Source organism: Streptomyces aureus (genome assembly GCF_001418135.1).
GTDB classification, from domain to species: domain Bacteria; phylum Actinomycetota; class Actinomycetes; order Streptomycetales; family Streptomycetaceae; genus Streptomyces; species Streptomyces aureus_A.
Genome location: NZ_LIPQ01000014.1, coordinates 1 through 26044, shown reverse-complemented (window position 1 = coordinate 26044; position 26044 = coordinate 1). Strand labels below are relative to the sequence as shown.

Here is a 26044-nt window from a genome sequence, read left to right as displayed (position 1 = left end):
TGGTCATGCGGCCCGCCCTCGGGTCCGGGACGCGGTCGTACGGCGTGCCCGCGGGGCCAGGGGCGGCGTCATACGACCCGCCCTCGGGTCCAGGGGGTGAGCAGGCGTTGCGCGCCGAGGAGGAGCAGGTCGGCGACGACGGCGATCACGACGCAGAGCACGGAGGCGGTGAGCACCTGGGCCTTGAAGTAGGTGTTCATGCCCGAGTAGATGAGGTTGCCGAGTCCGCCGTGGCCGACGATCGCGCCGATCGTGACGAGGGAGACGGCCGAGACGGTGGCGATCCGGAGCCCGGCCATGGCGGCGGGCACGGCGAGTGGCAGCTCGACGGCGAGCAGCAGCCGGACCGGCCCGTATCCGAGGCCGCGGGCGGCCTGGCGGGTCTCCTCGGGAACGGCACGGAGCCCGGCCAGGATGTTCCGGACGAGGAGCGTGAGGGAGTACAGGACGAGGCCGGCCACGACCAGGGCGGCGGACAGCCCGTACATGGGCAGGAGCAGCGAGAACATCGCGAGCGCCGGAATCGTGTACAGGAGTGTGGTGACCCCGAGGACCGGCCCGGCCGCCCAGCGCCACCGGCGGGCGGCGACGGCGAGCGGGAGGGCGAGCACCAGGCCGAGGGCGACGGAGACGGCCGTCAGCTGGAGGTGCTGGACGACGGCGTCGGTGAGGATCTCACTCCGGGTGGAGAGATAGGCGCCGCAGACCCACTCGTTGCGGGCGAGGCAGTCGTCGGGCGGCGCGATCACCCTCCCATTCGAGGCGGTACGGGGCCGCGGCGCACGCGGGCCGGTCCGTTCGGGGGGCGGAGGCAGGGGCGGGGAGCGTACCGGACAGCTACGCGGACGCCCGGGTGACTCCTGTCCCCCGGCCGCCGAACAGGTCGCAGGTCAAGGCCCGGGCGACATCGGTCAGCGGTTCTCCTGGAGCACCGACAGGACGTTGCCCGCCGGGTCCGTGAACCACGCGATGGCCGGTCCGCCGTCGACCCGCATGATGCCCTTCGCGTCGGCCTCGAATTCCTCGTAGCGCTCCAGGGTCACTCCGCGCCCCGTCAGGTCGTCCACGGCCCGGTCGATGTTGTCGACCTCGAAGTTGAGGATCGTGAACGTGGCGGGGGTGTGGTTGTCCTTCGGATAGACGAAGACCCGGGCCCCGCCCGCCAGGGTGAGGAAGAGTACCCGCATGTCGCCCTCCCCCTCCTCGCCCACCTCCAGCCCGAGGGTCTCGCCGTAGAAGCGCCGGGCGGCGTCCAGGTCGTCGACCGAGAAACCGCTGAATGCCGGGGTTTCGCCGAACATGGCGTGCTCCTTTCCGGGGGCCCGTTCCGGGCACCCCTTCCAGGATCCGCCGAGTGTCCGCCGCCCGCCGCTCAGGGTGAGGCGCGGGTCGCTCAGGGCGCGATCGGCAGCTGCCGCTTGTGCTCGGTGAGCTCGTAGCGGCGCACGATCGTGGCGAAGGCGGCCTCGGCGACCGGCTTGCCCTCCAGGAAGTCGTCGATGTCGTCGTACGTGACACCGAGGGCTTCCTCGTCGGGCTTGCCCGGGTCCAGCGTCTCCAGGTCGGCCGTGGGGGTCTTCCAGACCAGTTCGGCCGGTGCACCCAGCTCGGCCGCGACCGCGCGGACGCGGCGCTTGGTCAGCCCGGTGAGCGGGACGACGTCGGCGGCACCGTCGCCGAACTTGGTGAAGAAGCCGGAGACGGCCTCGGCGGCGTGGTCGGTGCCGACGACGAGCCCGTCGTTGGCTCCGGCGACCGCGTACTGGGCGATCATGCGCTGACGGGCCTTGATGTTGCCCTGCACGAAGTCCTGGTGGTGGGCGTCACGGAAGGCGACGCCACCGGCGAGCGCGGCCGTGAGGGCCGCGTCGCTCGCGGCCTTCACGTCCACGGTGAGGACCTCGTCGGCGCGGATGAAGCCGAGTGCGGTCTGCGCGTCCTTCTCGTCGGCCTGCACGCCGTACGGCAGGCGCATCGCGTAGAAGGTGGCCTCGTGTCCGGCGGCGCGGGCCCGCTCCACGGCGAGCTGGCAGAGGCGTCCGGCGGTGGTGGAGTCGACGCCGCCGCTGATGCCGAGGACGAGGGAGCGCAGACCGGTGGAGGTGAGCCGCTCGGTCAGGAAGGCCACGCGGCGCTCGATCTCGGCCCGCGGGTCGAAGGTCTGGGCCACCTGGAGGTCCCGGGCGATCTGCTGCTGGCGGGCGGTGGACGCCGGGTCGGTCACGGAAGTCTCCTCGTCGGGTTCAGGGGCTGCGGGAGTCGACTTTACGCACCGGGCCGGCGGCGCGTCGCCCTGCCCCGGCCCCACCGCCCCGGTGGGTCGGGCGGCTCGACCGGTGACGTGGCGACGTGCCACGGTCCACGGCTCCCGACGCTGTCAGGCTCAGGCCCCGGTCGCGTCCGGCGTCGCGCCGGCTGTCAGGCTCAGGCCCCGGTCGCGTCCGGGGTGCAGAGGACCTCGACCCGCTGGACGAGGTTGTTGGCGAATCCGCCGCGGTTCCAGGGCTCGACGACCGGCTGGACGTTGCCCTCGGCGTCGGTGGCCCGCACGGTCAGATGACGCAGGCCCGGGGTCGCCGTCCAGGTGGTCCGCCAGGCGGACCAGGCCCAGGGGTGCGCGGGATCCCGTACGAGCTCCGCCTCGGTCCAGGCCGCCCCGCCGTCCTCGCTCACCTCGACCCGGGCGACCGGGCCGTGGCCCGACCATGCGCGGCCGGTGAGGGGGACGGGGCCGGGGCGGACCACGCGGGTCCTGGACATGAAGTCGGGGAATCCGGGCGGCACCATCAGGGCCCGGGGCGCGACGAGGGTGACGGGCTCCCCCGGCTCCTCGGGCGTCTGCCGTACGCGATAGGCCACGGCCTGCTGGAAGCCGGTGTACGGGGTGCCGGTGAGCGTGATGTCGTGGAGCCACTTCACATGGGCCATGCCGTACCAGCCTGGGACGACGAGCCGGAGGGGGCTGCCGTGCTGCGGGGGCAGGGGCGCCCCGTTCATGGCGTACGCGACGAGGACGTCCCGGGCCGGGTCGGCGGCCGTCGTGAGGGGGAGGCTCCGCCGGTAGTCCTGTTCGACGCCCCGCTCCACTCCGTGGTCGGCGCCGGTGAACACCGCCTCGACGGCGTCCTCCGCGACACCCGCCTCGGCCAGGAGCGCGGCGAGGGGGACACCGGTCCAGTCGGCGGTTCCGACGGCCTCGACGAGCCAGGGCTGGCTGACCGGCCGGGGTGACAGCCGGGCGCGGCCGTTCCCGGCGCACTCCAGGGTGACCCGGCGGGTGACGGAGGGCCGGGAGCGGAGCGCGTCCAGGCCGAGGCCGAGGGTGCGCAGCACCCGGCCGCCGACGGTGAGCCGCCAGCCGTCGGCGGTGGTGTCGGGGATGTCGTAGTGGACGAGGACGTAGTGCAGCCCGGGCGGAGTGACGTCGTACCGCAGCGCCTCCAGGGGCAGCCCGTGGTTGCGGGCGGCGAGGGCCAACTCCTGCACGGAGACCCCTTCGTCCGGCCCGGCCACGCGTCCCGGTGTGCTGATGTCACTCAGACCACTCAGGGATCCGTCCATGCCCTCATGGTGCGCCGCGGCCCGGGGCCCGGCACCTCGGCACGGACGGGTACCGGGCGGGCCGCCCCGGATGTGCCGCCTCAGGTCCGGCGGGGGCCTCGCAGGGCTCGGTCGAGGCCGTCCTGGGGAAGGCCGGTGAGGGCGCGTACGAAGATCTCCTCGTAGGCCGGTTCGCCGATCGTCGCGCGGGCGGTGTCCGTGTACTTCTCGTGCAGCGCCCGCAGGCCGGGCAGGCCGCGACGGGGCTGGCCGGTGGAACGCCAGTACGCCTCCCCCGTGCCCGAGACGTCGGCCGCCCGCTCGCCGTCACCGGCCGCCGCGAGCGCCGTGGCGAGGACGTCGAGCCCGAGCGCCACCCCCAGGCTCGCGCCGAGTCCTCGCGTGCCTTCGAGCATCGCGCGCGCGTGCCCGGCCGCCGTCGCGGGGTCGCCCTCCAGGAGACCCGTGAGGGCCAGCTGGTATTCCAGGGCGGTCCGGGTCCAGTGCTCGTCCAGCTCCTCGCACAGGGTCCGCAGGGCCAGCGCCCGGTCGCGGGCCTCGCCGAGCCGGCCGAGGCCCGTCAGGGCGAACACGCGGACGAGATGGCAGCGGAGCCGGGCGGCGGAGTCGGCGGGGCCGCCCCGGGCGGCGTCGAGGACATGGTCCACGACGACGTACGCGGCCATCGGACGGCCCGTGGTCAGGGCGAGGAGCCCGGCGAGGGCGGCGGCGTCGAGGGTCAGGTCGCCGGGGCGGCCGTGGTCGCCCGCGCGCCCGGCACCGCCGGCGTCCTCCGTGCGGTCCGTGTGATCCGTGTACTCCGTGTACCGGGCCTCCCGGGCGCAGCGCTCGCTCACCTCCTGCGCGGGACCGAACTCCCCCTGGAGTACGAGGGTGACGCCGAGCGCCCACAAGGCTCGGGCCCGGGTGCGGCCGCGGGCACCGCTCAGCAGCAGAGCCTGTTCGAGGCCGTCGCGGGCCTCGCGGAGACGGCCCCGGCAGGACCAGGCGAAGGCGACCGAGCCGATGAGGTCGAGGGCGGCGTCGGGGTCGGTCCGCAGCAGCCGGTCGAGGGCGGTGCGCAGGTCGGTGTGGTGGGCGTCGACGGTCCGGTACCAGCGCAGTTGGCGCGCGCCGTGCCATTCGGTCTCGCCCCGGCGCGCGAGCCCCCGGAAGTGTGCGGCGTGCCGGTCGGCGACCGTCCCTGTCTCGCCGGTCCGGTCCAGCCAGGTCGCCCCGTACGCGCGGATCGTGTCGAGCATCCGGAGTCGTCCGCCCGCGTCCGGCGGGCGGACCACGGAGGCGCGGACGAGCCCGTCGAGGGCGCCCGGCAGGGTCGCGCGGTTCAGCGGGCCGCCGATGCACACGGCGGTGGCCGACGCCAGGTCGAAGGGGCCGCGGAAGACGGAGAGCCGGGCCCAGAGGAGGCGTTCGAGCGGGGCGCTCAGCTCATGGCTCCAGCCGATGGCGGCCCGCAGGGTCTGGTGGCGGCTCGGCCACACCCGCTCGGTGTGCGCGAGCAGCTCGAAGCGGGCGGAGGGCGGGGCGTCGAAGCGGGTGCCGAGCTGGTCCCGGACGGCTTCGGCGCCCTGGAGCCGGATCTGGGCGGCGGCCAGTTCCAGGGCGAGCGGAATGCCGTCGAGGCGTACGCAGATCTCGCCGGCCGGGCCGGCGGCGGTGAACTCCTCGCCCGCAGCCCGGCGGAGCAGCTCCAGGGCGTCTCCCCCGGCGGGTGGCAGCGGGTCGAGGGCGACGACCCGTTCCCCCTCGACGCCGAGGGGACGTCGGCTGGTGGCCAGGACGGTGAGGCCGGGGGCGGCGGCGAGAAGCTCGGCGACGAGGCGTGCGCAGGGTTCGGCGAGGTGTTCGCAGGAGTCGAGGACGAGCAGCAGCCGGTCGCCGGCGAGCCGGCGGCACAGTCCGGTGGTCGCCATGCCGGGGGTGTGGTCGGAGAGGTCGACCGAGTCGGCGACGAGGGCGACGAGGAGCCGGTCGCCGTCGAGCGGGGTGAGGTCGGTCCACCAGGCACCGTCGGGGTACCGGTCGGCGGCGCGGTGAGCGGCGCGCAGCGCGAGCCGGGTCTTCCCGACTCCCCCGACGCCGGTCACGGTGACGAGGCGGTGCTCCGCCAACGCGGCGGATATCCGGTCCAGTTCCGTGCGGCGTCCCACGAAACCGGGGTTCTCGTCCGGCAGATGTCCACGCACGGGAGCAGTCTCCCTCATGAGAGCGACGAACGGGTGGTCGGCACCGGTTCGTTACGCTGCCCGGACCGGAGCGGCGCCACCCTCCCGACCGTCACGATGCCGCACCCCGACCGTCACGGCTACCCCCTTCCACCGTCACGGCTCCTTCACTTCGGGCGTGAGGGCCGGGCCCTGTCGTCGAATCTCCCGTCTGACGAGCGACGGCAGGAGTTCGACGACAGGACTAGGGGGGGTGTCTTGTCGATCAGGCCGGATCAGGGAGCCGCGAGCCCGGCATGATCGGCAAGACACCCCCTAGCCCTCTTGGACCGTCACGACGACCGAGTGCCGGCCCTGGGCCCCGTCGGGCATGGTGTCGGTGCGCTCCTCGGGCTGGGTGGCGCCGGTGCCGTCGGTGGCGCGGACGGTGAGGGTGTGGCGGCCGGGGCCGGCCGTCCACGGGTACAACCACTGGCGCCAGGTGTCGCTGCTGTCCTCGGCGGCGAGCCGGGCCTCCTGCCAGGGGCCGTCGTCGATCCGTACCTCGACGCGGCGGATGCCCCGGTGCTGGGCCCAGGCCACCCCGGCGATCATGACGGTGCCGGCGGCGGGGCGGGCGAAGGCCCGGGGGGTGTCGATGCGGGACTGGGTCTTGACGGGAGCCTGGGCTGACCAGCCGCGCGGGACCCAGTAGGCGTCGTAGGCGGCGAAGGTGGTGAGTTCGATCGACTCGATCCACTTGCAGGCGGAGACGTACCCGTAGAGGCCGGGGACGACCATGCGGACGGGGAAGCCGTGGACGAAGGGCAGGGGTTCGCCGTTCATGCCGAAGGCGAGGAGGGCGTCGCGGCCGTCCATGACCTGCTCGACGGGGGTGCCGATGGTCATGCCGTCGACGGAGCGGGCCACCAGCTGGTCGGCGGGTCCGCCTTCGGAGGGCGGCCGGACGCCTGCCTCCCGCAGGAGGTCGGCGAGGTTCACGCCGAGCCAACGGGCGTTACCGACGTACGGGCCGCCGACCTCGTTCGAGACGCAGGCGAGGGTGATGTCCCGCTCCACGATCCGCCGGGCCATGAGCTCCCGCAGGGTGACGGTGAGCTCCTCTCGGACGCCCGTGCCGTGGACGCGCAGCCGCCAGTCGTCGGCGTCGACCCGGGGGACGACGAGCGCGGTGTCGACGCGGTAGAAGTCGCGGTTCGGGGTGACGAAGGGGCTGATGCCGGGGACCCGGAGCTGGGCTCCGGCGGGTACGGGCGGCGCGGGGGACGCCGGTCGGGGCAGGCGCAGGGCCGCGCGGGAGGCGGCGGCGTTCTCCTCCACGGGGCTGCCGGCCGCCCTGGCGAGGGCGGCGGCGCCGGTCGCGGCGAGGCCGGCGGACGCGGCGACGACCAGGAAGGTCCGGCGGTCGGCGCGGGCGGCCGCCGATCCCGTCCCGGCCCTCCGGGTGAGCAGGCCGGTCAGGGCGTACAGCAGGGCGGCGCCGGCGGCGGCGCCCACCAGTGAGGGCACGGCGTCGAGCGCGGAGTCCGAGTCGGGCCGCGTGACGGCCGCCAGGGCACCGAGGACGCCGAAGGCACCGACCGCCGCCGAGCCGAGCAGCCGGTGGCGCAGCGCGAGGAGCCCGATCCCTACGGCGAGGACCCCGAGGACGACCAGGATGCCGAGCTGGAGAACGGCCTTGTCGCTCTCGCCGAACTCACGGATCGCCCACTCCTTGACGGCCGCCGGCGTCTGGTCGACGACGGCGCCGCCGACGGCGGTCACGGGGCTCGCCTCGGGCCGCACCCAGAAGGCGGCGAGGTCCGCGACGGCGAGGGAGACGTATCCGGCGATCAGGCCGCCGACGGCCGCGAGGAGGCGGTCCGTGCGGGTGGGCTCGCCCGGGGGCTCGGAGAGGGTCATGCTCCTCATTCGGCATCGACGGCTCTCGGGATGGGCCGATTCACCTGGAAGGTGGACAACGGCGGGGTCCCGGTGCCCGGGCCACCGCGCTCAGCCGGCGGTGGTGGTACGTGCGCCCGGTGTCTCGCTCAGGGAACGGCGCATCCGGTCGAGGCCGCGTCGCGCGTGGCTCTTCACGGTGCCGAGCGGCATTCCCGTGCGCTCGGCGATCTGGACCTGGGTGAGGTCCCCGTAGAAGGCCATGGCGAGCACCTCGCGCTGCGCGGCGGGCAGCTTCGCCAGCTCGCCGGTGACCACGAGCCGTTCGACGACCCGGTCGGGTTCCTGGACGGACACGCCGTCGGGAGACAGCCGCTCGCCCACCGCGACCACCAGGTCCCGGCGCCGGGTGCGCGCCGCGAGGGCGTCGGCGATCTTCCGCCGGGTGATGCCGACGAGCCAGCCGGGGAACGGACCGCGCTCCGGCCGGTATCCGGCCCGGCCCCGCCAGGCCGCGAGGAAGACCTGCTGGCCGACGTCCTCCGCTTCCCGGGCGTCGCCGAGGGTGCGGACGGCGAGGGCGTGCACGAGGCCGTGCCACCGGGCGTGGGCGACGGCCAGACAGCGCTCGTCGCCCCTCACGAAGCCGTCGGCGACCTCACGGTCGGACAGGGCGCGCGGCTCGTTCCGGAGCGAAGGCCGGGTGTCGACGCTCGGTGCGGTCATGGCGACTGCTCCTCAGGCCGGGACCGGCGGAGACCGGTCGGCGGGCGGGGTCCCCTCACGGGGCACCCCAAGACTCCGTCCCGGCACGGCGCCCGCACCATTCGCAACGGTTGTGCGTCGTATCGTTGCCTCATGACCGAACCCTCGCCGGGTCTCACCAGCGGCGCGGTCGCGCGCCGCCTCGGTGTCGCGCCCACCACCCTGCGCTCCTGGGACCGGCGCTACGGCATCGGCCCCGCCGCCCATGAGAGCGGCCGGCACCGCCGGTGGAGCCCGGACGACATCGCCGTTCTCCAGGAGATGTGCCGGCTGACGGCTTCCGGAGTGCCTCCGGCGGAGGCGGCCCGGGCCGCCCGGGCCGGAGCCGTACCGGCCGCGCCCCCCGCCGGGGAGGCACCTGCCGGGCCCGACGCCCGCGGACCGGCCCTCGACGACGTCCGACGGGAGCTGCGGGGTCTGGGCCGGGCGGCCGTCAGGCTGGACTCGGCGGCCATGGACGAGCTGCTGGACTCCGCGATCGCCCGGTACGGTCTGGTCACCGCGTGGGAGGAGGTGCTGGCGCCCGCCCTGCATGCCGTGGGCCGCAAGTGGGAGACCTCGGAGGACCGCTACGTCGAGGTGGAGCACCTGTTGTCCTGGCACGTCTCGACGGCGCTGCGCCGGGTCGGCCCGGCGGGCCGTGCCGGGCCCCCGGAGGCGGGCACTCCCCCGGTCCTGCTCGCCTGTGTGCCGCACGAGCAGCACACCCTCCCGCTGGAGGCGCTCGCCGCGGGACTGGCCGAACTCGGGCTCCCCACCCGGATGTTCGGGGCGGCGGTGCCACCGGAGGCGCTCGACCAGGCGGTACGGAGGACGGGGCCCGCGGCGGTGGCGCTGTGGGCCCAGGCGCGTTCGACGGCGGACCACCCCCTGGCGCGCCACGTCGCCGACACCTCGTGGGGCGTCAGGGGCGCCCGGTCCCGGACGGCGGTCCTCCTCGCGGGTCCCGGCTGGGCGGGCCGGACACCCGGACCGGGGATGCTGCGCCCCACGGGTCTGCGGGAGGCCCTGTCCCTGTTGCGCGGTCTGTACGCCGCCGCACGGGACGGCGAGGGGGCCACCGTCGTTTCGGGAGGCGCCTGATCGACAAGCCCCCGTGACCGTGAGTCAGAGCCCTTGTCGATGAACAGCGGGTGGTACTCGGAGTTCGGCGCGGCGCAGCACCGAGAAGGCGATGCCGAGTGCCGCGGCGAGCAGGCAGATCCCGCCGCAGCCGGTGAAGAACACGGCCGCTCCCCAACGGTCCACCGTGATGCCGACAGCGGGAAAGAGAGCCGGGGCGAGGCCGAGGGTGCCGAGCGTCGTGACGGAGGTGACCCGTCCGAGATAGCGGGGATCGGCTTCGGTCTGGACCAGGGCGCTGGTCACCGCCATGGTGATCCCGCTGGTCAGACCGATCACGGCTCCGCAGAGGACGGCGGCCGGCAGGGAGACCGTGTGGCCCAGGGCGACCGTTCCCGCAGCCGCGACGAACAGCGCGCCGGACATGGTCAGCCCGGCGCGCGGAACGCGGACGGACACCGTGAGCAGCAGCCCTGCCATGGCGCCGCCGACGCTGAACGCGCTCGCGATCCACCCCATGCCCACGGCACCCCAGCCGCGTTCGTCGGCCAACAGGACGAGGCCGACCGCGAGCGGTCCGCTGAAGCACATCTCGCTCAACCCGATCACGGTGACCAACGGTGCGAGCATCCGGTGCCGGCGAATGTAACGCAGGCCGTCGATGAGGTCCTGCCGCACGGTCCCGGTCATCGGCTGTTCGCCGCGGAGGGGACGCATCCGTACGGTCAGCAGCAGGACCAGGGAGGCCGCGAAGAGGACACCGGAGACCACGAACGTGCCGGCCACTCCACTGAGCGCCAGCACCGCTCCGGCCAGCAGGGGACCGACGAAGTTGCTCAGCCGGATCGACATGCCGCGCATCCCCTGCACCCGCGCGAGTTGCTCCGGTGCCGTGAGGCGCGGGGGTAACGCGCCCACCGCCGGCATGAACACCGCGTCGACCGCGCCGAAGACCACCGCCACGGCGATCAGCAGCCACAGGCCGGGTGAGGCCAGCAGGAGTGCCAGAGCCGCGGCGAGGATCACGAGGCAGCGTGTCGCGTCGCTGGCGATGGCAACGCGTCGTGGCCCGAACCGGTCGGCCAGCACACCGCCTCCGAGCATCAGCAGAGCGCGGGGAAGGGCTGCGGCCATGATGACGAGGCCCGCCTCGGAAGGCCCCGCGACACGCGTGGCGCACCAGGTGAGGGCGAGGAAGTACATGACGTCGCCGGTGACCGAAGCGGCGTACGCGGCAAGCCACCGCAGCACGTTGAGGTCCCGGTAGGCAGGGGGCGCGGCCGCGGCCACATCGTGCGCGGTCATGCTTCCCCCGCGCCCAGTTCGACGGTGCCGGGCGCCGGGAACGCCTGCAGCTGCAGCGACACCGGCACGGATGACGCGGGCGCTCCGGTCTCATCGGCGCGGTATCGAGAGATCACCTCGAAGAGCTCGGCCCGCATCCGCTCGACGTCGCCCGGAGCGAGCCACAGGACGAAGTCGCTGTAGAAACTGGCCTCGTACCAGTCTGCGGGAAGCAACGGCACTTCCTGCGCCGCCCTCTCCAGTCGCTCGATGGAGGCGAGGGCGACCGCGTGCGCATAGGCCCGTCCAGCAGCGCGCTCGCCCGCAGGCTCGTCCGCCGGATCGTGAATCGATTGCCGGTGCAGGGCCGTCCACCAGCGCTCGCGACCGGTTCCGCGGTCAGGCACCTCCTCGATGAGCCCGCCTGCCGCGAGGCGACGCAGGTGGTAGCTCGCGGAGCCGGGGTTGATGCCGAGTTCGGCTGCGATCTGGCCGGCGGTGGAGGGCCCCCGCCGGCGCAGCAGGGTGAGCACGTTCACGCGCACAGGGTGAGCGAGTACCCGCAGTCTGGCGGTGTCGAGCCGGACGTCCGGCTCCGTCCCGGCCGGGTGAGGTGCCCCAGAAGACTCAGTCATGGAGCAGAGGGTAGACCTACAACAGTTGTTTCAAAAGAGTTGTTGTGACACTTGTCGTTGTGGGCACTCCCCCCACGCCCGGGACCGATACCGCCATGGACATCGCGGACCAGGCACTCTCGCGCAAGGGCGGGCGACGGGCCGCCGCCCCCAATGCAGTTGCTTTTGAGGCGCGGAGGACGTTGCGCCGGGTGTGACGGGGTGGGGAGCAGGGCAGCGGGTGCGGATCGGGATTCTGACGAAGGTGTTCACCACCGAGCTGGTCGACGCGGCGATAGCCAAGCACGACCGAGCTGAGCGGCGGCGCCGCCTCCTACCGGCGCGGCTGGTCGTGCACTTCGTCCTGGCCCTGTGTCTGTTCGCCCGGGAGTCGTACGAGGAGGTGCTGCGCGTGCTGACCAGCGGGATACCCGGCAGCCGGGCCTTGGCCAGGGTGAACCGATCCTCGTTATGCCGAGCGCGGTCCCGGCTCGGCGAGGATGTGCTGGAGACCCTGTTCAGAGAGGTGGCCGGTCCGCTCGCCACACCGGACACACCTGGGGCATGGTGGCGCGGACTACGGCTGCTCGCGCTGGACGGCACCCAGTTCGACCTTCCCGACTCGGTGAGCAACGGCGACACCTTCGACGGCCCTTCCACTACGGGTGGCCTCCCCTTCGGTTTCCCCAAGGTGAGGGCGGTGGTCCTCGCGGAGATCGGAACCCATGGAGTGCTTGATGCCCGCCTCGGCGGCTACCGCGACGGCGAACGGAGCCTCGCCTACCGACTGGCTGGCTCCACCGGTTCGGGAGACCTGGTCATCGCCGACCGCGGCTTCTGGTCGGTGGAGTTCGCGCACGCCTTCACCGTGACCGGCGCGGACCTGCTGGTCAGGCTCCAGTCCAATCACCTCGGCACCCTTCAGGAGGAGCTTCCCGACGGTTCGTACTTGTCGATGGCGCGTCCAGGCAAGGACGTCCGGCGCCGAGCCGCACGGGAAGGCCGGACCCTGCCCAAGCACACGATCTACCGCGTCATCACCTTCTCGAAGGACCACAAGGTTGCCTTCCTCGGCACGACACTGCTGGACCCCGAGCAATACCCAGCAGCCGAACTGGTCGCGCTCTACCGGGAACGCTGGGAGATCGAGCTGGCCTTCGACGAGATCAAGAACCACCTCGGCCCCGGCGGACCGATCCGGTCTCGCACACCGGAAGGCGTCCGGCAGGAACTGTGGGCCTACCTCGCCGCCCACCACGCGATCCGCCGGTTCGCCCACACCGCAGCACTCGCCGGCCCCGCCGTCGACGCGGACCGCGTCTCCTACCTCAAGTGCGTCCGCATCGTCCGCCGAAGCGTTCCATCCCAGCTCGGAGCCACCATCGCCAAGCTCACCCGCTCCCTGGCCGAGGCCGGGCAAGAGGGGCGCAGCCGCTTGCTCCCGGCCCGCCGGAACAGGAACTGCCCACGAGCGATCAAGAAGCCCAACCGCTGGCCCGTGCACCGGACCCGCGCCAGACGAGGGGCTGTCGAGCCTGGCCGTTGGGCCCTCAACCAGACCAAGAAGCCCAAGAGCAATCGACGGGCGGGTAGACCCGTGCTCAAGTCGTCCTCGACCCCGTCACCGCCCTAAAGCGGGCCGTGGTGTGCTGGTGAGCTCACAGCTACGCGCGACGAAGATGTACCCACGCACCCTTGGGAACTACGCGCGTAGAGAGTTCGTTCCCTGTGCAGCACAGCAACACCTCGTACGGGCTCTGACACCGAGAGGATCTTCCATGGCCCGCTGTTCCTCGTGCGAACGAGACAAGGGAAAGTGCCGCAACTGTAAGGGGACAGGGCGAGTTGATGGCTTCATCAACACCCGGTGCGACGTCTGCGATGGAGACGGCGTGTGCAGTTCCTGTGGGGGCGATGGGTACATCGGCCTCTTCGACAGCCCGCCCAAGGAGAAGAAGCGGCGCTGGATCTAACTAGCCGCCGCGGTCCGGTACTCATGGTGTGCTGCCACGAGTACCGGACCTTCGTCGACCTCGACTGGAACCGTGGTTGGCGCTGAGATTGATCACGGGAGTACGGGCCGCACATGCTCAGCCACCCGCACAGCATGTCGCACGACGCGCCGCCCGGAATCGATCCGGGCGGCGCGTCACAGCAGGGTGAACGTTGCTTGATAGTGCACTAGGCCCGGAGGTATCCCCAGGTAGTCGGGCCGACGATGCCGTCGGCCCGAATGCCTTCCGCAGTCTGGAAGCGCTTCACGGCGGACTCCGTGGCGGCTCCGAAGTAGCCGTCTACGCCGGTGGAGCCCACCGAGTAGCCCCGGTAGATCAGCAGCGCCTGGAGTTCCTTCACCTTCGCACCGGAGTCGCCGCGATCCGTGTAGGCGTTGCTGAGGTCGTAGCCGCAGTAGAGCCCCGTGTCGACGGTGGATCGGCAGGTCACCGCCACCGCGGTCGGCGCTTGAGCGGTGGCGGGTGCGGCCAGAGCGGCACTGGCGGAGCCGACTGGGAGCAGAGCCGCGGCCAGTACGGCGGACGAGAGCAGGGAAAGTCTCATGCGCTGAGGCAACTACAAGTCCTTCGAACGGGGCGGGGCAGCCCGCCGCTGGATTGGTTGAGCGCGAACATATCCCTGTATTGGCCATCAAGGCAGAGCGCACCACGGCGCATGGGGAGCGCGCGAAGCCCGGTCAGAAGCACCCGGCGCGAGGGATGCAACTTCAGAGAGCCCCACGGCGTAAAGCAACTGCATTGGCCGCCGCCCCCCTAGTCCTTGCCCCGGGCCTGCCGGAAGCGGGCCAGGCCGTCGGCGAGTTCGACCATGGGGTCCGGGTAGTCGTACCGGGCCCGTTCGAGCCCGGGCAGCTTCCACGGCTCGTGGACCGCGGGGCCTTCGAGCCCGGCGAGTTCGGGCACCCATCGCCGTACGTACGCGCCGTCAGGGTCGTACCGCCTGCCCTGGATCACCGGGTTGAGCACCCGGTTGGGGCGGCTGTCCGTGCCCGTGCCGGCCATCCACTGCCAGTTGAGCTGGTTGTTGGCGACATCGCCGTCGACCAGCAGGTCCAGGAAGTGCCGTGCTCCCTCGCGCCAGTCGATGTACAGGGTCTTGGTCAGGAACGAGGCGGTGAGGAGCCGCCCCCGGTTGTGCATCCAGCCCTCGTGGGCGAGCTGCCGCATCGCGGCGTCGACGACGGGGTAGCCGGTGCGGCCCTCACGCCACGCCCGGAGGTCGGCGTCCGCCTCCTTCCCGCGCCGCCAGTGGTCGTGACGGGTCCGGTAGTCGTCGGCCGCGGCGTCGGGGCGCGCGGCGAGGACCTGGTGGTGGAAGTCGCGCCAGCAGAGCTGGCGTACGAACGCCTCGGCGCCCGCCCCGCCCCGCGACCGGGCCCGGTGGACCGCCTCGGTCGCCGAGACGGCGCCGAAGTGGAGGTACGGCGAGAGCCGGGACGTCGCGTCGCCCGCGAGGTCGTCGTGGCCGTCCCCGTACGTGTCGACGCCCCGTGCCAGCCAGGCGGTGAGCCGCCTCCGGCCCTCCTGCTCACCGCCCCCGGCGAGTCCTTCGGAGACCGTCGGGACGTCCGCGCGGGCCGGAAGGTCCTCGGAGCGGACGCCCCGGGGCGTCCGGACCACCCGCGGCGCTGCGAGCGGCTCGCGCAGCCGCTCGCGCGACCAGCGGCGGAAATAGGGGGTGAAGACCGCGTAGTGGTCCGAACCGTCCGGGGTCACGGCGCCGGTGGGCAGAGCGGTGACGACGGCGTCGTGGACGTACAGGCGCCGCCCGTCCGCCTCCAGGGCGCGGCGCAGCCGGTCCTCACGGCGCCGGGCGAACCCGCTGCAGCCGGCCGCCATGTGGACGTCGTCGGCGTCGGCCTCCCGCACGACCGCGCACACCTCGGCGACGGGGTCGCCCGAGCGCACCACGAGCCGGCCGCCGCGCTCGCGCAATCCGGAGTCGAGGGCGGCGAGGCAGTCCGCGAGGAACGCCTCCCGGTTCGGCGCCGCGTGGCCCGCGCGGGCCACGGCCGGATCCCGTACGAACAGGGGGACGACCTCGTTCCCCTGACCCAGCGCGGCGCGCAGCGGCGGATGGTCGTGGACGCGGAGGTCCGAGGTGAACAGGACGACCGAGACGTTCATGGCACCGCTCCTGGCATGGGGTCACCGACCGGGTCGGCGAGGCGCCTGCCCGGTGGGTCGCTGTACTGACGTGCTGAGGTCATTCGCCCGGCGGGGGCGAGCCGGATGCGGGCGCCGGGGCGGATGCCGACGACGAACCGGAAGCGGGCGACGAGCCGGAAGCGGGTGACAAGCCGGAAGCGGACGACGAACCGGAAGCGGCTGACGAGCCGGAACCCGGGGCAGAGCCGGCGGCCTCCGCCTCGCTCGCCTCCGCCGTCAGCGCGATGTTGCGGGCCATGCCGCCGAAGACCGCGGCGTGGAACGGCGCGACGCTCCACCAGTAGGCGTGACCGGCCAGGCCGTGGGGGTGGAACAGGGCCCGCTGCCGGTAGCGGGTGTCCCCGCTTTCGTCGCGCTCGGCGTACATCTCCAGCCAGGCGAGGCCGGGGAGCCTCATCTCGGCGCGCAGCCGCAGCAGCCGGCCCCGTTCGATCTCCTCCACCCGCCAGAAGTCCAGCGAGTCGCCGGCTCTCAGATGCAGGGCGTCGCGCCGGCCCCGGCGCAGACCGACGCCTCCGACGAGCCGGTCGAGCCAGCCGCGGACGGCCCAGGCGAGCGGGAAGGAGTACCAGCCGTTCTCCCCGCCGACGCCCTCCACGACCCGCCACAGCGCCTGCGGTGACGCACCGACGGTGATCTCGCGCTCGTCGGTGTAGAGGCTGCCGCCCGCCCAGTCGGGGTCGGTCGGCAGGGGGTCGCTCGGTGCGCCGGGCAACGAAGCGGAGGACCAGCGGGTGGTCGTCCTCGCCTCGCGGACCCGCTGGAGGGCGAGGGCTAGAGCCCGGTCGAAGGCGAGCGGGGCGTCGGGCGGGTCCGGCACCCAGTCGGCGATGTCGTGCTCGTCGCAGACGACTTCGTGGCGGAGCGACTCCGCCAGCGGGCGGGCGATGGAGCGGGGCACCGGGGTGACAAGGCCGATCCAGTGGCTGGACAGCCGGGGGGTGAGGACCGGCACGGGGAAGATGAGCCGCCGGGGCAGCCCGGCGACCGCGGCGTAGCGGCGCATCATGCCGAGGTACGTGAGGACGTCGGGGCCGCCGATGTCGAAGGTCCGGCTGACCTCCGCGGGCATCCGCGCGCTGCCGACCAGGTAGCGCAGGACGTCCCGGACGGCGATCGGCTGGATCCGGGTGCGGACCCAGCTCGGGGTGACCATCACGGGCAGGCGCTCGGTGAGGTACCGGAGCATCTCGAACGAGGCCGAGCCGGATCCGATGATGACGGCGGCGCGGAGCACCGTGGTGGGGACCCCGGACTCCAGGAGGACGCGGCCCACCTCGGTGCGCGACCGCAGGTGCGGCGAGAGCTCCCCGTCGGGCACGCCACGAGGGGTGAGGCCGCCGAGGTAGACGATGCGGCCGACACCGGCGGCGCGGGCCTGTCGGGCGAAGTTCAGGGCCGCCGTGCGGTCGGTGCGCTCGAAGCCGCGCCCGGCGCCCAGGGCGTGCACCAGGTAGTACGCGACGTCGACGTCGCGGAAGGCGGGAGCGAGGGTCTCGGCGTCGGTGACGTCGCCCCGGACGGTCTCCACCTCACCGGCCCAGGGGTGGTCGCGCAGTTTCGCGGGGGTACGGGCCAGGCACCGCACCCGGAAACCGGCCTCCAGGAGTTCGGGGACGAGGCGGCCGCCGATGTAGCCGCTGGCGCCGGTGACCAGGCACAGCGGTGCGGGGGTCTCGTGCCCTGACGCGTCGCTCATGGATCTGCTCCGTTCCGCTGTCCGGGGGAGGTCGCCGCGCTCCCCCCCGGCCGGGGGTTCGGCGTCCTCCTGCTTCTCTTCCGGAGGTACGGCCGCCGCGGATGCGTCGGCCGGTTTCTATAGGCTGATCGTGTGGCCAGTACAGAGGAACCCGAGACCGGTGGGACCGCGCACGCGCGCGTGCCGGGTGATGCGCAGAGCTTCGCCCGCGCGCTGCGGCGGACGAACGGTGAGATCAACCGTCTGGTCCATGGTTTCGCGCTCGCGCAGGGGCTGCATCCCACGGACGTGCAGGCGCTCTCGGTCGTCCTGGACAGCCCGGAGCCGCTGACGCCGGGTCGGCTGCGGGAGCACCTGGGGCTCACCTCGGGGGCGGTCACGGCCTGCCTCGACCGGCTCGAACGGGCCGGGCACATCCGCCGCTCCCGGGAGAGCGCCGATCGCAGGGTCGTCCATGTGCACTACGTGGAGGGGGCGAAGGCCGCCGCGCGCAGCTATTTCATGCCGTTGGCGCAGGCGGCGGAGCGGGCCCGGCTGCGGTTCGACGCGGAGGAGCTGGCTGTGGCCGTGCGCTTCCTGGACGCGTTGAACGAGGAACTCGGCGACCTGCACGTCCCGCGCCGCTGACCGTCGCCGCCGACACGCGCCGCCGACCCGCGCCGCTGCCCCCTACCGCCGACGCTCGGCGCTGACCCACACTGCCGGCCCACGCCCCCGGCAGGCCCCGCCGGCCGCGTGCGTCCGGCTCCCCGGCGAGCCCCGGGCACCCCCTGCACCCTCGCGCGGCCTCTCCATGCTTCAATCTCTCTCAATCATTGAGATTCTTTGTCCTTGTGATACTTCTTCCGTGTCGAGAGACCCCTGCCCTGGAGTACGCATGCCCCGCCCCGCACGATGGGCCGCCCGACTGCTGCCCCTCGTCCTGCTCGTCCTCTGGCTCGCCGTCGGCGGCGGGCTCGGCCCGTACGCGGGAAAGCTCGGTGAGGTGGCCACCAACGACCAGGCCGCCTTCCTCCCCCGCAGTGCCGAGTCCACCCGGGTGATCGAGGCCCAGCGGGCCTTCCGCCAGGACGGGACGCTCCCCGCGATCGTCGTCTGGACCTCGGCCGGCGGCGCACCGCTCGGTCCGGAGGCACGGTCCGCGGCCACGCGCGCGCTGGCCACGCTCACCGGGCGGCCGGGGGTCGTCGGCACCCCGAGCCCGGCGCTCCCCTCCGAGGACGGGGAGGCGCTGCGCGGGGTCGTACAGCTCCGCCCCGACCTCGGCGAGGAGCTCGCGCCCACGCTCGCGGAGATCGACCGGGCGGCCTCCGCCGTGCCGGGGACGACCGTGTGGCTCGCCGGTCCCGCCGCCACCCAGGCCGATCTGTCGGACGCCTTCGCCGGCATCGACGGGCTGCTGCTCGCGGTCGCCCTGGTCACGGTGCTGCTCATCCTTCTGCTGGTGTACCGCAGCGTGCTGCTGCCCCTGATCATCATCGTCGGCGCGGTGCTCTCGCTCGCCCTGGCCTGCGCCGTGGTGTACGTGCTCGCCGACCACGACGTCGTACGGGTCGACGGGCAGGTCCAGGGCATCCTGTCGATCCTGGTCATCGGCGCCGCCACCGACTACGCGCTGCTCCTCGCCGCCCGCTACCGCGAGGAACTCGCCGGACGCGACGGAGAGCGTGTACCGGCCATGCGCGCGGCGCTGCGGCAGTCCGCCGGTCCCATCACGGCCAGCGCGGCCACCGTGGCGCTCGCCCTGCTCGCGCTCCTCTTCAGCGATCTGACGAACAACCGGGCCCTCGGCCCGGTGGGCGCCATCGGCATCGTCTGCGCCGTCCTGAGCACGCTGACCTTCCTGCCCGCCGTCCTGGTCCTGCTCGGCCGCGCCGCGTACTGGCCCTCCCGCCCCCGCCCGTCCGAGTCCGAGGGCGGGGGCCACGGGATCTGGCGCCGCGTGGCCGCGCTGGTGGACCGCGCTCCCCGCAAGGTGTGGGCGGTGTCGCTCGCCGGGCTGCTCGCCTGCGCCGCCTTCGCCCCGGTCCTGGAGTCCAAGGGGGTGCCGCTCGACGAGATCTTCGTCAACGACGCCCCCTCCGTCGCCGCGCAGGAGGCGCTCGGCCGGCACTTCCCCGGCGGGGCCGGCAACCCGGCGATCGTGATCACGGACGCGGACGCGGCGGCCCGGGTGACCTCGGCGGCCGAGCGGGTCGAGGGGGTGGACTCGGCCGCGGCCGTCACCGCATCCGGCCGGCCGGGGGCCGGAGCACCGCTGGTCGTCGACGGACGGGTCCGGATCGACGTCACCCTGACCGACGCCGCCGACAGCGACGCGGCCGCGGCGGCGGTGGCCCGGCTCCGCGCGTCCGTGCACGCGGTGCCGGGGGCGGACGCCCTCGTCGGCGGCTACACGGCGCAGCGGTACGACACCCAGCGGACCGCCGAGCGCGACCGGATGCTGATCGTGCCGGTGGTGCTCGCCGTCATCCTGGCCATCCTGGTGGTCCTCCTCCGTTCGCTCCTGATGCCGTTGCTGCTCGTGGCCACGGTGGCGCTGAACTTCCTCGCCACCCTGGGCGTCTCGGCCCTGGTCTTCCGGTACGTCTTCGGCTTCAGCGGCACGGACTCCTCGGTCCCGCTCTACGGGTTCGTGTTCCTGGTCGCGCTCGGCGTGGACTACAACATCTTCCTGATGTCCCGGGTGCGGGAGGAGTCGCTGCGGCACGGGGTCCGCGAGGGCGTCCTGCGCGGACTGACCGCGACCGGCGGTGTCATCACGTCCGCCGGTGTGGTGCTGGCCGCCACGTTCGCGGCGCTGGGCGTCATCCCGCTCGCCTTCCTGGTGCAGATCGCCTTCATCGTCGCGTTCGGCGTCCTCCTGGACACCCTGGTCGTCCGCTCGCTGCTCGTGCCCGCGCTCGTACGGGACCTCGGCCCCGTCGCGTGGTGGCCCGGCGCGCTCAGCCGGGAAGCGACGGGGCCGGAGGGCGGTGCCGCCCGGAAGAACGCCTCCGCTACTTAGGCATCAGCACCGTGTCGATGATGTAGACGGTGGCGTTGGCGGTGGGGACGTTGCCGCAGACCACCTTCGCGGAGTCGTTGACCGTGAAGGACTCGCCGGAGCCCTCGGTGGTCAGCCTGCCCTTCTGGAGGGTCTCGAAGGAGCCGTTCTCCAGCTGCTTCGGGGTCAGCTTCTGGCCCACGACGTGGTAGGTGAGGATGTCCGTCAGCATCGCCTTGTCGGCGAGGACCTTGTCCAGGTCCGCCTTGGGGATCTTGGCGAAGGCGGCGTTGGTCGGCGCGAACACGGTGATGTTCTCGGCGTTGTTCAGCGTGTCGACGAGCCCTGCCTGCTTGACGGCGGTGACCAGCGTCGACAGCTCGGGGTTGTTCGAGGCGGCCGTGGCCACCGGGTCCTCGGCCATGCCGTCGAAGGAACCGGCGCCGTCCTTCGGCACCGAGGCGCACCCGGGGCCGAAGGGGCCGTCGGCCGTCGTGGTGGCAGCCGCCGACTGCGAGGACGCCGCCGCGGGGGCCGCCGCTCCGTCACCGCTCGCCTCGGCCGAACAGGCGGTCAGGCCCAGCGGCAACAGCACGGCGGCGGTCACGGCGACGGTGGCGCGACGGAAGGTCTGGGTGTTCATGATCACTCCTCGGGCTTCGGGTCCACCGTTCGGCGGCCCGTCACCAGTCATTCGGTGCGCGGCTGCGTCCGGATGGCTCCCCTCACCCGAATGAGTGACGAGGATCGGCTGCCGCGCCTCGGCCGGCGGAGCTGTGCGGAAAAGCCCCCGGCGCGACCCGTCCGCCGGGCCGTCGGCTCCGAACACCTCCTGTACTCGAGCGATTCCTGGAGGAAACCGCCGGTGAGAGAGAACGTGTGGATCGGCGACGTCCGACCAGCGGCTCCGGACCTTCCCGAGCTGATGGGGCGGGTGGCGCTGGGCGACCAGCAGGCCTTCACGGCCGTCTTCGAGGCCGTCTCCGGGCCGGTGCTCGGCCTCGTCCGCACCGTGCTGCGGGACCCCGCCCAGTCGGAGGAGGTCGCCCAGGAGGTGCTGGTCGAGGTGTGGCGTACCGCGGCCCGCTACGAACCCGCCCGGGGGTCGGTCCTGGCCTGGGTCATGACGCTCGCGCACCGCAGGGCGGTCGACCGGGTGCGGTCCGAGCAGGCGGCGTCGAACCGGGAGAGGCGGGTGGCTCTGCTGGAGCACACGGCCGCCTACGACGAGGTGGTGGAGCAGGTGGAGGGCCGGCTGGAGCGGGAACAGGTCCGGCGCTGTCTGCGGGGCCTCACCGAGCTGCAGCGCCAGTCGGTGAACCTGGCGTACTACCGGGGCCTCACCTATCGCGAGGTCGCGGAACTGCTGGCCGTGCCGCTGGGCACCGTCAAGGCGCGGATGCGCGACGGGCTCGTCCGGCTCCGGGACTGTCTGGGGGTGGGCGTGTGAACGCCGCGGATCCGCACACGATGACCGGCGCCTACGCGCTCGACGCACTGGACCCCGAGGAGCACGAGGCCGTACGGCGTCATCTGGCGGAGTGTCCGTCGTGCGCCCAGGAGGTCCGGGAGTTCTCGGAGACCGTCGTCCGGCTCGGTCTCGCCGTCGCGGTGACGCCGCCCGCCACGCTGCGGACGGGCGTCCTGGAGCGGATCGCGACCGTACGCCAGGAGCCGCCGGCGACCACGAGGGCGGCACGGGCCCCGCGCGGGCCGCGAGGCTTCCAGCGGTGGTCGCACTGGGCGCTGGCGGCCTGTCTCGCCGGGGCGGTCGGGCTCGGCGGCGTCGCCGCCTGGCAGCACGGCCTCGCCGAGGACGCCCGGCAGGAGACGGCCCGCGCACGCGGGGCGAACGACGCCGTCGCCGAGGTCCTCGCGGCCCCGGACGCCCGGGTCTCCACCAGCCGGCTCGACGGGGGCGCCGTGGGCACGGTCGTCGTCTCGGCCTCGCTCGACCGGGCGGTGTTCGCCGCCTCCGGCATGGCGCCGCCACCGGCCGGCAAGGTCTATCAGCTCTGGTACGACGACGGGGGAACCATGCGGTCCGCGGGGCTGATGGACCCGGGCGCGACCGCCGAGACGACCCTCCTCGACGGCCCGGTGAACGGGGCGTCCGGGGTGGGGGTCACCGTCGAACCGGCCGGCGGCTCGCCGAGCCCGACCTCGGCACCGGTGGCGGTGCTCGCCCTCCCCCGGACCTGACGGGGGCGCTGCCCGCCCGTCCCGGACCTGACGGGGGCACGCGCGCGCGTGCCCCCGCCCCGGCCGGAGGATCACTTGGCCCCGTCGGTCGGGCCCACGTGTTCTCCCGGTGTGGCCAGTTCCTCCACCGCGCCCGCTCCGACGACCGCGCCCGTGGACCTCTTGCCGCGCCGCAGCCGCCCTTCGAGCCAGGAGGCGAAGGTGGTGAGTGCGAAGTTGAGGATGACGAAGATGACGGCGACGACGGTGAAGCAGGCGATCGTGTTCGCCCCGTAGTTGGCGCTCATCGGGCGGACGGAGGCGAGGAGTTCGGAGAACCCGAGCATCGCGCCGCCGAGCGCGGTGTCCTTGACGATGACGACGAGCTGGCTGACGAGCGCGGGCAGCATCGCCGTGACCGACTGCGGGAGGAGCACGTACGTCATCGTCTGGCCCTTGCGCATGCCGATGGCCTTCGCCGCGTCGGTCTGGCCCGCGGGGAGAGCGAGGATGCCGGCCCGCACGACCTCGGCGAGTACGGAGGCGTTGTAGAGGACGAGGCCGGTGACGACGGCGTACATCGGGCGGATGTCCGGGCTGATGTCGGTGAACTCGGAGTACGCGGCGTTGGCGAAGAGCATGAGGATCAGGACGGGGATGGCCCGGAAGAACTCGACACCGGTGCCGGCCGCGCCGCGCACGAAGCGGTGCTCGGAGAGCCGGGAGATGCCGAGGAGTGCGCCGAGCGGCAGCGCGATCACCATGGCGAGCGCGGCGGCGATCACGGTGTTCTTCAGAGCGGGCAGGATGTACGTCTCCCAGATGCGGGCGTCGGTGAAGAAGGGCGCCCACTTGGACCATTCGAGCTGGTTCTGGTCGGCGAGGCTCACCACGACCCACCACACCACGGCCGCCAGGGCGACCAGGAACAGCAGCGTCCAGAGGACGTTGCGCCGCCGGGCGCGCGGCCCGGGGGCGTCGTAGAGGACTGTAGGTCTGTCCTTCCTCACCGTTTCACCGCCACCTTCTTGGCCACCCAGCCGAGGAAGAGTCCGGTGGGCAGGGTGAGGCAGATGAACCCGAACGCGAAGATCGCGGAGATGAGGATGAGTTGGGCCTCGTTCTCTATCATCTCGCGCATCAGCAGGGCCGCTTCGGCGACGCCGATCGCGGCCGCCACGGTGGTGTTCTTGGTGAGGGCGATGAGGACGTTGGCGAGCGGGCCGACGACGGAGCGGAAGGCCTGGGGGAGCACGACGATGCGCAGGACCTGCGGGAAGCTGAGTCCGATGGCGCGGGCCGCCTCGACCTGCCCGAGGGGGACGGTGTTGATGCCGGAGCGGACCGCCTCGCAGACGAAGGCGCTCGTGTAGGCGGTGAGACCGAGGACGGCGAGCCGGAAGTTGATGACGGTGAACCTGTCGGCGCCGAGGCTCACTCCGAGGGTCTGGAAGAGGCCGAGGGAGGTGAAGACGATGATGACGGTGAGGGGGATGTTGCGGACGATGTTGACGTAGACGGTGCCGAAGCCCCGCATGAGGGGGACGGGGCTGACGCGCATGGCGGCCAGCAGCGTCCCCCAGATCAGGGAGCCGATCGCGGAGTAGACGGTGAGCTGCACCGTCACCCAGAAGGCTCCGAGCAGGTCGTACCCCTGGAGGAAGTCGAACACGACGGCCTGCTCACTTGACGATGACGCCGATCTTCGGGGCGGGTTCGTTCTGGTAGCCGGCGGGGCCGAAGTTCTTCTCCACCGCCGCGTCCCAGGACCCGTCGGCGACCATCTTCTCCAGAGCGGTGTTGATCTTCGCCTTGAGCTCGCTGCCCTTCTGGACGCCGATGCCGTAGTTCTCGTTGCTCATCTTGAAGCCGCCGAGCTTGAACTTGTCCTTGAACTCGTCCTGCGACGCGTACCCGGCGAGAATCGAGTCGTCGGTGGTGACGGCGTCGATGACACCGTTCTCCAGACCGGTCAGGCACTCGGAGTAGCCGCCGTACTCCTGGAGCTGGGCGTCGGGGGCGATCTTGTCCTTCACGTTCTGCGCGGACGTCGAGCCGGTGACCGAGCAGAGCTTCTTGTTGTTCAGGTCGGACGGCTGCTTGATGGAGTCGTCGTCGGCCCGGATCAGGACGTCCTGGTGGGCGAGGAGGTAGGGGCCGGCGAAGTCGACCTTCTTCGCCCGCTCGTCGTTGATCGAGTACGAGGCGGCGATGAAGTCCACGTCGCCGCGCTGGAGCAGCGTCTCCCGGTCGGCGCTCTTGGCTTCCTTCCACACGATGTCGGACGGGTCGTGGCCGAGTTCCTTGGCGACGTACGTGGCGACGTCGACGTCGAAGCCGGTGTAGGTGCCGTCCGGGGTCTTCAGGCCGATGCCGGGCTGGTCGTACTTGATGCCGACGGTGATCTCGTCCTCGCCGTGGTCGCGTGGTACGGCGCCGGTCGCGCCGTTGGCGAATCCTGCGGAGGTGAAGGAGAGGACGACGGCCGCGGCGACGGCCACGGCGGCCCTGCCGGTCTTGAGCGGGTTCATGTGGATCACCCCTGGGGGCTGCTGGTCGGGCGACGGCCGCGGCTCAATGGTGGAGGATCTTGGACAGGAAGTCCTTGGCCCGGTCGCTGCGCGGATTGTTGAAGAACTCGTCCGGGGTCGTCTCCTCGACGATCCGTCCGTCCGACATGAAGACGACACGGTTGGCGGCGGAACGGGCGAAGCCCATCTCGTGGGTGACGACCACCATCGTCATGCCGTCCCGGGCGAGTTGCTGCATGACCTCAAGCACTTCGTTGATCATCTCGGGGTCGAGCGCGGAGGTCGGCTCGTCGAAGAGCATCACCTTCGGATCCATGGCGAGGGCGCGGGCGATCGCCACGCGTTGCTGCTGGCCACCGGAGAGCTGTGCCGGGTACTTCTCCGCCTGAGAGGCGACTCCGACCCGGTCGAGAAGCGCGCGGGCGCGCTCCTCTGCCGCCTTCCGGTCCTTCTTGCGGACCTTGATCTGGCCCAGGGTGACGTTGCCGAGCACCGTCTTGTGCGCGAAGAGGTTGAAGGACTGGAAGACCATGCCGACGTCGGCCCGCAGGGCCGCCAGTTCGCGCCCCTCGGCCGGGAGCGGGCGTCCGTCGATGACGATCTCGCCCGAGTCGATGGTCTCCAGGCGGTTGATCGCCCGGCAGAGCGTCGACTTTCCCCCGCCGGACGGCCCGATGACGACGACCACCTCGCCGCGGTGCACCGTCAGGTCGATGGACTGGAGGACGTGCAGGGTGCCGAAGTGCTTGTCGACGCCGCGCAGCACGACGAGCGCGTCGCCACCTTCCGGGACGGGCATGTCACCCTCCTGGCTCACGCCCCCGCTTGCCGCTCCTTCTCACGTTCATGCTCCGCCCTCCACCCCGCCCCCGCACGCCGGAGGGGGCGCACGAAGGGTGAGCGGGCACAGCGAAGCGTGACCCCCGGCCCTGAGGACGGGGGTCACGCGGCGGAGGTGCGGTCAGGAGGCGGTCTCGCGTACGGCCCGTTCGATCAGGTCGCAGACGTCGACCGGGCGGGAGGCGAGCGAGGCGTGGCCCGCGTCGAGCTCGACGGTCCTGCGCGGGTTCATCCGCGCGGCCGTGCGCCGCTCGTTGTCGGGCCGGGGCACGCGCGCGTGCCCCGGCCCGA

Annotated in this window: 23 protein-coding genes; 6 read left to right on the top strand and 17 right to left on the bottom strand. The window is 72.7% G+C overall.

Going from position 1 to position 26044, the window contains the following annotated elements:
* Positions 1-68 precede the first annotated feature (68 nt).
* The 7 genes from AOK00_RS01630 to AOK00_RS01600 form a co-directional block, all read right to left on the bottom strand.
* Positions 69-749 carry an ABC transporter permease gene (locus AOK00_RS01630; protein ID WP_055598524.1) on the bottom strand — a complete coding sequence of 227 codons (681 nt, stop codon included), beginning with the start codon at positions 747-749 and terminating at the stop codon, positions 69-71.
* Positions 750-911: 162 nt separating this feature from the next.
* On the bottom strand, positions 912-1301 hold the full coding sequence (locus tag AOK00_RS01625; protein WP_055598523.1) for a VOC family protein: 390 nt from the start codon (positions 1299-1301) through the stop codon (positions 912-914).
* A gap of 92 nt (positions 1302-1393) precedes the next feature.
* Complete coding sequence (nadE, locus tag AOK00_RS01620) at positions 1394-2224, bottom strand: ammonia-dependent NAD(+) synthetase (protein WP_055598522.1); 831 nt, start codon at positions 2222-2224, stop codon at positions 1394-1396.
* A 200-nt stretch (positions 2225-2424) separates the two neighbouring features.
* Entirely contained in the window at positions 2425-3561 is a 1137-nt protein-coding gene (locus AOK00_RS01615) for a sulfite oxidase (protein WP_055598521.1), read from the bottom strand.
* An 80-nt stretch (positions 3562-3641) separates the two neighbouring features.
* Positions 3642-5765: a regulator gene (locus tag AOK00_RS01610; RefSeq protein WP_079041781.1), complete on the bottom strand. Its 2124-nt coding sequence runs from the start codon at positions 5763-5765 to the stop codon at positions 3642-3644.
* Positions 5766-6041: 276 nt separating this feature from the next.
* The gene (locus AOK00_RS01605) at positions 6042-7628 is read right to left on the bottom strand and encodes a molybdopterin-dependent oxidoreductase (protein ID WP_107097289.1); all 1587 of its coding nucleotides are present in this window, start codon (positions 7626-7628) and stop codon (positions 6042-6044) included.
* A 90-nt stretch (positions 7629-7718) separates the two neighbouring features.
* Entirely contained in the window at positions 7719-8333 is a 615-nt protein-coding gene (locus tag AOK00_RS01600; protein ID WP_055598518.1) for a sigma-70 family RNA polymerase sigma factor, read from the bottom strand.
* A gap of 132 nt (positions 8334-8465) precedes the next feature.
* On the opposite strand from AOK00_RS01600, the gene AOK00_RS01595 reads away from it, so the two are divergent.
* Positions 8466-9455 carry a MerR family transcriptional regulator gene (locus AOK00_RS01595; protein ID WP_055598517.1) on the top strand — a complete coding sequence of 330 codons (990 nt, stop codon included), beginning with the start codon at positions 8466-8468 and terminating at the stop codon, positions 9453-9455.
* Positions 9456-9479: 24 nt separating this feature from the next.
* Here the strand turns inward: AOK00_RS01595 and AOK00_RS01590 are convergent, their stop codons facing one another.
* The gene (locus tag AOK00_RS01590; RefSeq protein ID WP_055598516.1) at positions 9480-10739 is read right to left on the bottom strand and encodes an MFS transporter; all 1260 of its coding nucleotides are present in this window, start codon (positions 10737-10739) and stop codon (positions 9480-9482) included.
* Positions 10736-11353, bottom strand: a complete 618-nt coding sequence (locus AOK00_RS01585) for an ArsR/SmtB family transcription factor (protein ID WP_055598515.1) — start codon at positions 11351-11353, stop codon at positions 10736-10738. Before AOK00_RS01585 ends, AOK00_RS01590 begins: the two co-directional genes overlap by 4 nt.
* A 220-nt stretch (positions 11354-11573) precedes the next feature.
* Between AOK00_RS01585 and AOK00_RS01580 the strand changes: the two genes are divergently transcribed.
* On the top strand, positions 11574-12965 hold the full coding sequence (locus AOK00_RS01580) for an IS4 family transposase (RefSeq protein ID WP_055598514.1): 1392 nt from the start codon (positions 11574-11576) through the stop codon (positions 12963-12965).
* Positions 12966-13513: 548 nt separating this feature from the next.
* Here AOK00_RS01580 and AOK00_RS01575 read toward each other — a convergent pair.
* The 3 genes from AOK00_RS01575 to AOK00_RS01565 form a co-directional block, all read right to left on the bottom strand.
* Positions 13514-13891, bottom strand: a complete 378-nt coding sequence (locus AOK00_RS01575) for a peptidoglycan-binding domain-containing protein (protein WP_055598513.1) — start codon at positions 13889-13891, stop codon at positions 13514-13516.
* Positions 13892-14100: 209 nt separating this feature from the next.
* Entirely contained in the window at positions 14101-15474 is a 1374-nt protein-coding gene (locus AOK00_RS01570) for a cryptochrome/photolyase family protein (protein ID WP_055598512.1), read from the bottom strand.
* A gap of 79 nt (positions 15475-15553) precedes the next feature.
* A complete protein-coding gene (locus AOK00_RS01565) occupies positions 15554-17215 on the bottom strand; it encodes an SDR family oxidoreductase (protein WP_055598511.1) in 1662 nt (553 codons plus the stop codon).
* Between the two features lie 132 nt (positions 17216-17347).
* Here AOK00_RS01565 and AOK00_RS01560 point away from each other — a divergent pair, with 132 nt between their 5' ends.
* On the top strand, positions 17348-17842 hold the full coding sequence (locus tag AOK00_RS01560) for a MarR family winged helix-turn-helix transcriptional regulator (RefSeq protein WP_055598510.1): 495 nt from the start codon (positions 17348-17350) through the stop codon (positions 17840-17842).
* Positions 17843-18092: 250 nt separating this feature from the next.
* Positions 18093-20222 carry an MMPL family transporter gene (locus AOK00_RS01555; RefSeq protein WP_055598509.1) on the top strand — a complete coding sequence of 710 codons (2130 nt, stop codon included), beginning with the start codon at positions 18093-18095 and terminating at the stop codon, positions 20220-20222.
* Here the strand turns inward: AOK00_RS01555 and AOK00_RS01550 are convergent.
* Entirely contained in the window at positions 20215-20844 is a 630-nt protein-coding gene (locus AOK00_RS01550; RefSeq protein WP_055598508.1) for a fasciclin domain-containing protein, read from the bottom strand. The genes AOK00_RS01555 and AOK00_RS01550 overlap by 8 nt on opposite strands.
* Positions 20845-21066: 222 nt before the next feature.
* Between AOK00_RS01550 and AOK00_RS01545 the strand changes: the two genes are divergently transcribed.
* Together AOK00_RS01545 and AOK00_RS01540 are read left to right on the top strand one after the other, a co-directional pair.
* Positions 21067-21651: a sigma-70 family RNA polymerase sigma factor gene (locus AOK00_RS01545; protein WP_301554179.1), complete on the top strand. Its 585-nt coding sequence runs from the start codon at positions 21067-21069 to the stop codon at positions 21649-21651.
* Positions 21648-22403, top strand: a complete 756-nt coding sequence (locus AOK00_RS01540) for an anti-sigma factor (protein WP_055598507.1) — start codon at positions 21648-21650, stop codon at positions 22401-22403. The genes AOK00_RS01545 and AOK00_RS01540 overlap by 4 nt, the downstream gene beginning before the upstream one ends.
* 71 nt (positions 22404-22474) lie before the next feature.
* Here the strand turns inward: AOK00_RS01540 and AOK00_RS01535 are convergent, their stop codons facing one another.
* Genes AOK00_RS01535 through AOK00_RS01520 form a run of 4 tightly spaced genes read right to left on the bottom strand, consistent with a single transcriptional unit; the run spans position 22475 to position 25712 of the window.
* Positions 22475-23392 (bottom strand): amino acid ABC transporter permease, encoded by a 918-nt coding sequence (locus tag AOK00_RS01535; RefSeq protein ID WP_055598506.1) that lies wholly within the window; start codon positions 23390-23392, stop codon positions 22475-22477.
* The gene (locus AOK00_RS01530; protein ID WP_055598505.1) at positions 23389-24054 is read right to left on the bottom strand and encodes an amino acid ABC transporter permease; all 666 of its coding nucleotides are present in this window, start codon (positions 24052-24054) and stop codon (positions 23389-23391) included. Before AOK00_RS01530 ends, AOK00_RS01535 begins: the two co-directional genes overlap by 4 nt.
* Before the next feature lie 10 nt (positions 24055-24064).
* Entirely contained in the window at positions 24065-24922 is an 858-nt protein-coding gene (locus AOK00_RS01525; protein WP_437441372.1) for a glutamate ABC transporter substrate-binding protein, read from the bottom strand.
* A 34-nt stretch (positions 24923-24956) separates the two neighbouring features.
* Positions 24957-25712: an amino acid ABC transporter ATP-binding protein gene (locus AOK00_RS01520; RefSeq protein WP_055598504.1), complete on the bottom strand. Its 756-nt coding sequence runs from the start codon at positions 25710-25712 to the stop codon at positions 24957-24959.
* Between the last annotated feature and the right edge of the window lie 332 nt (positions 25713-26044).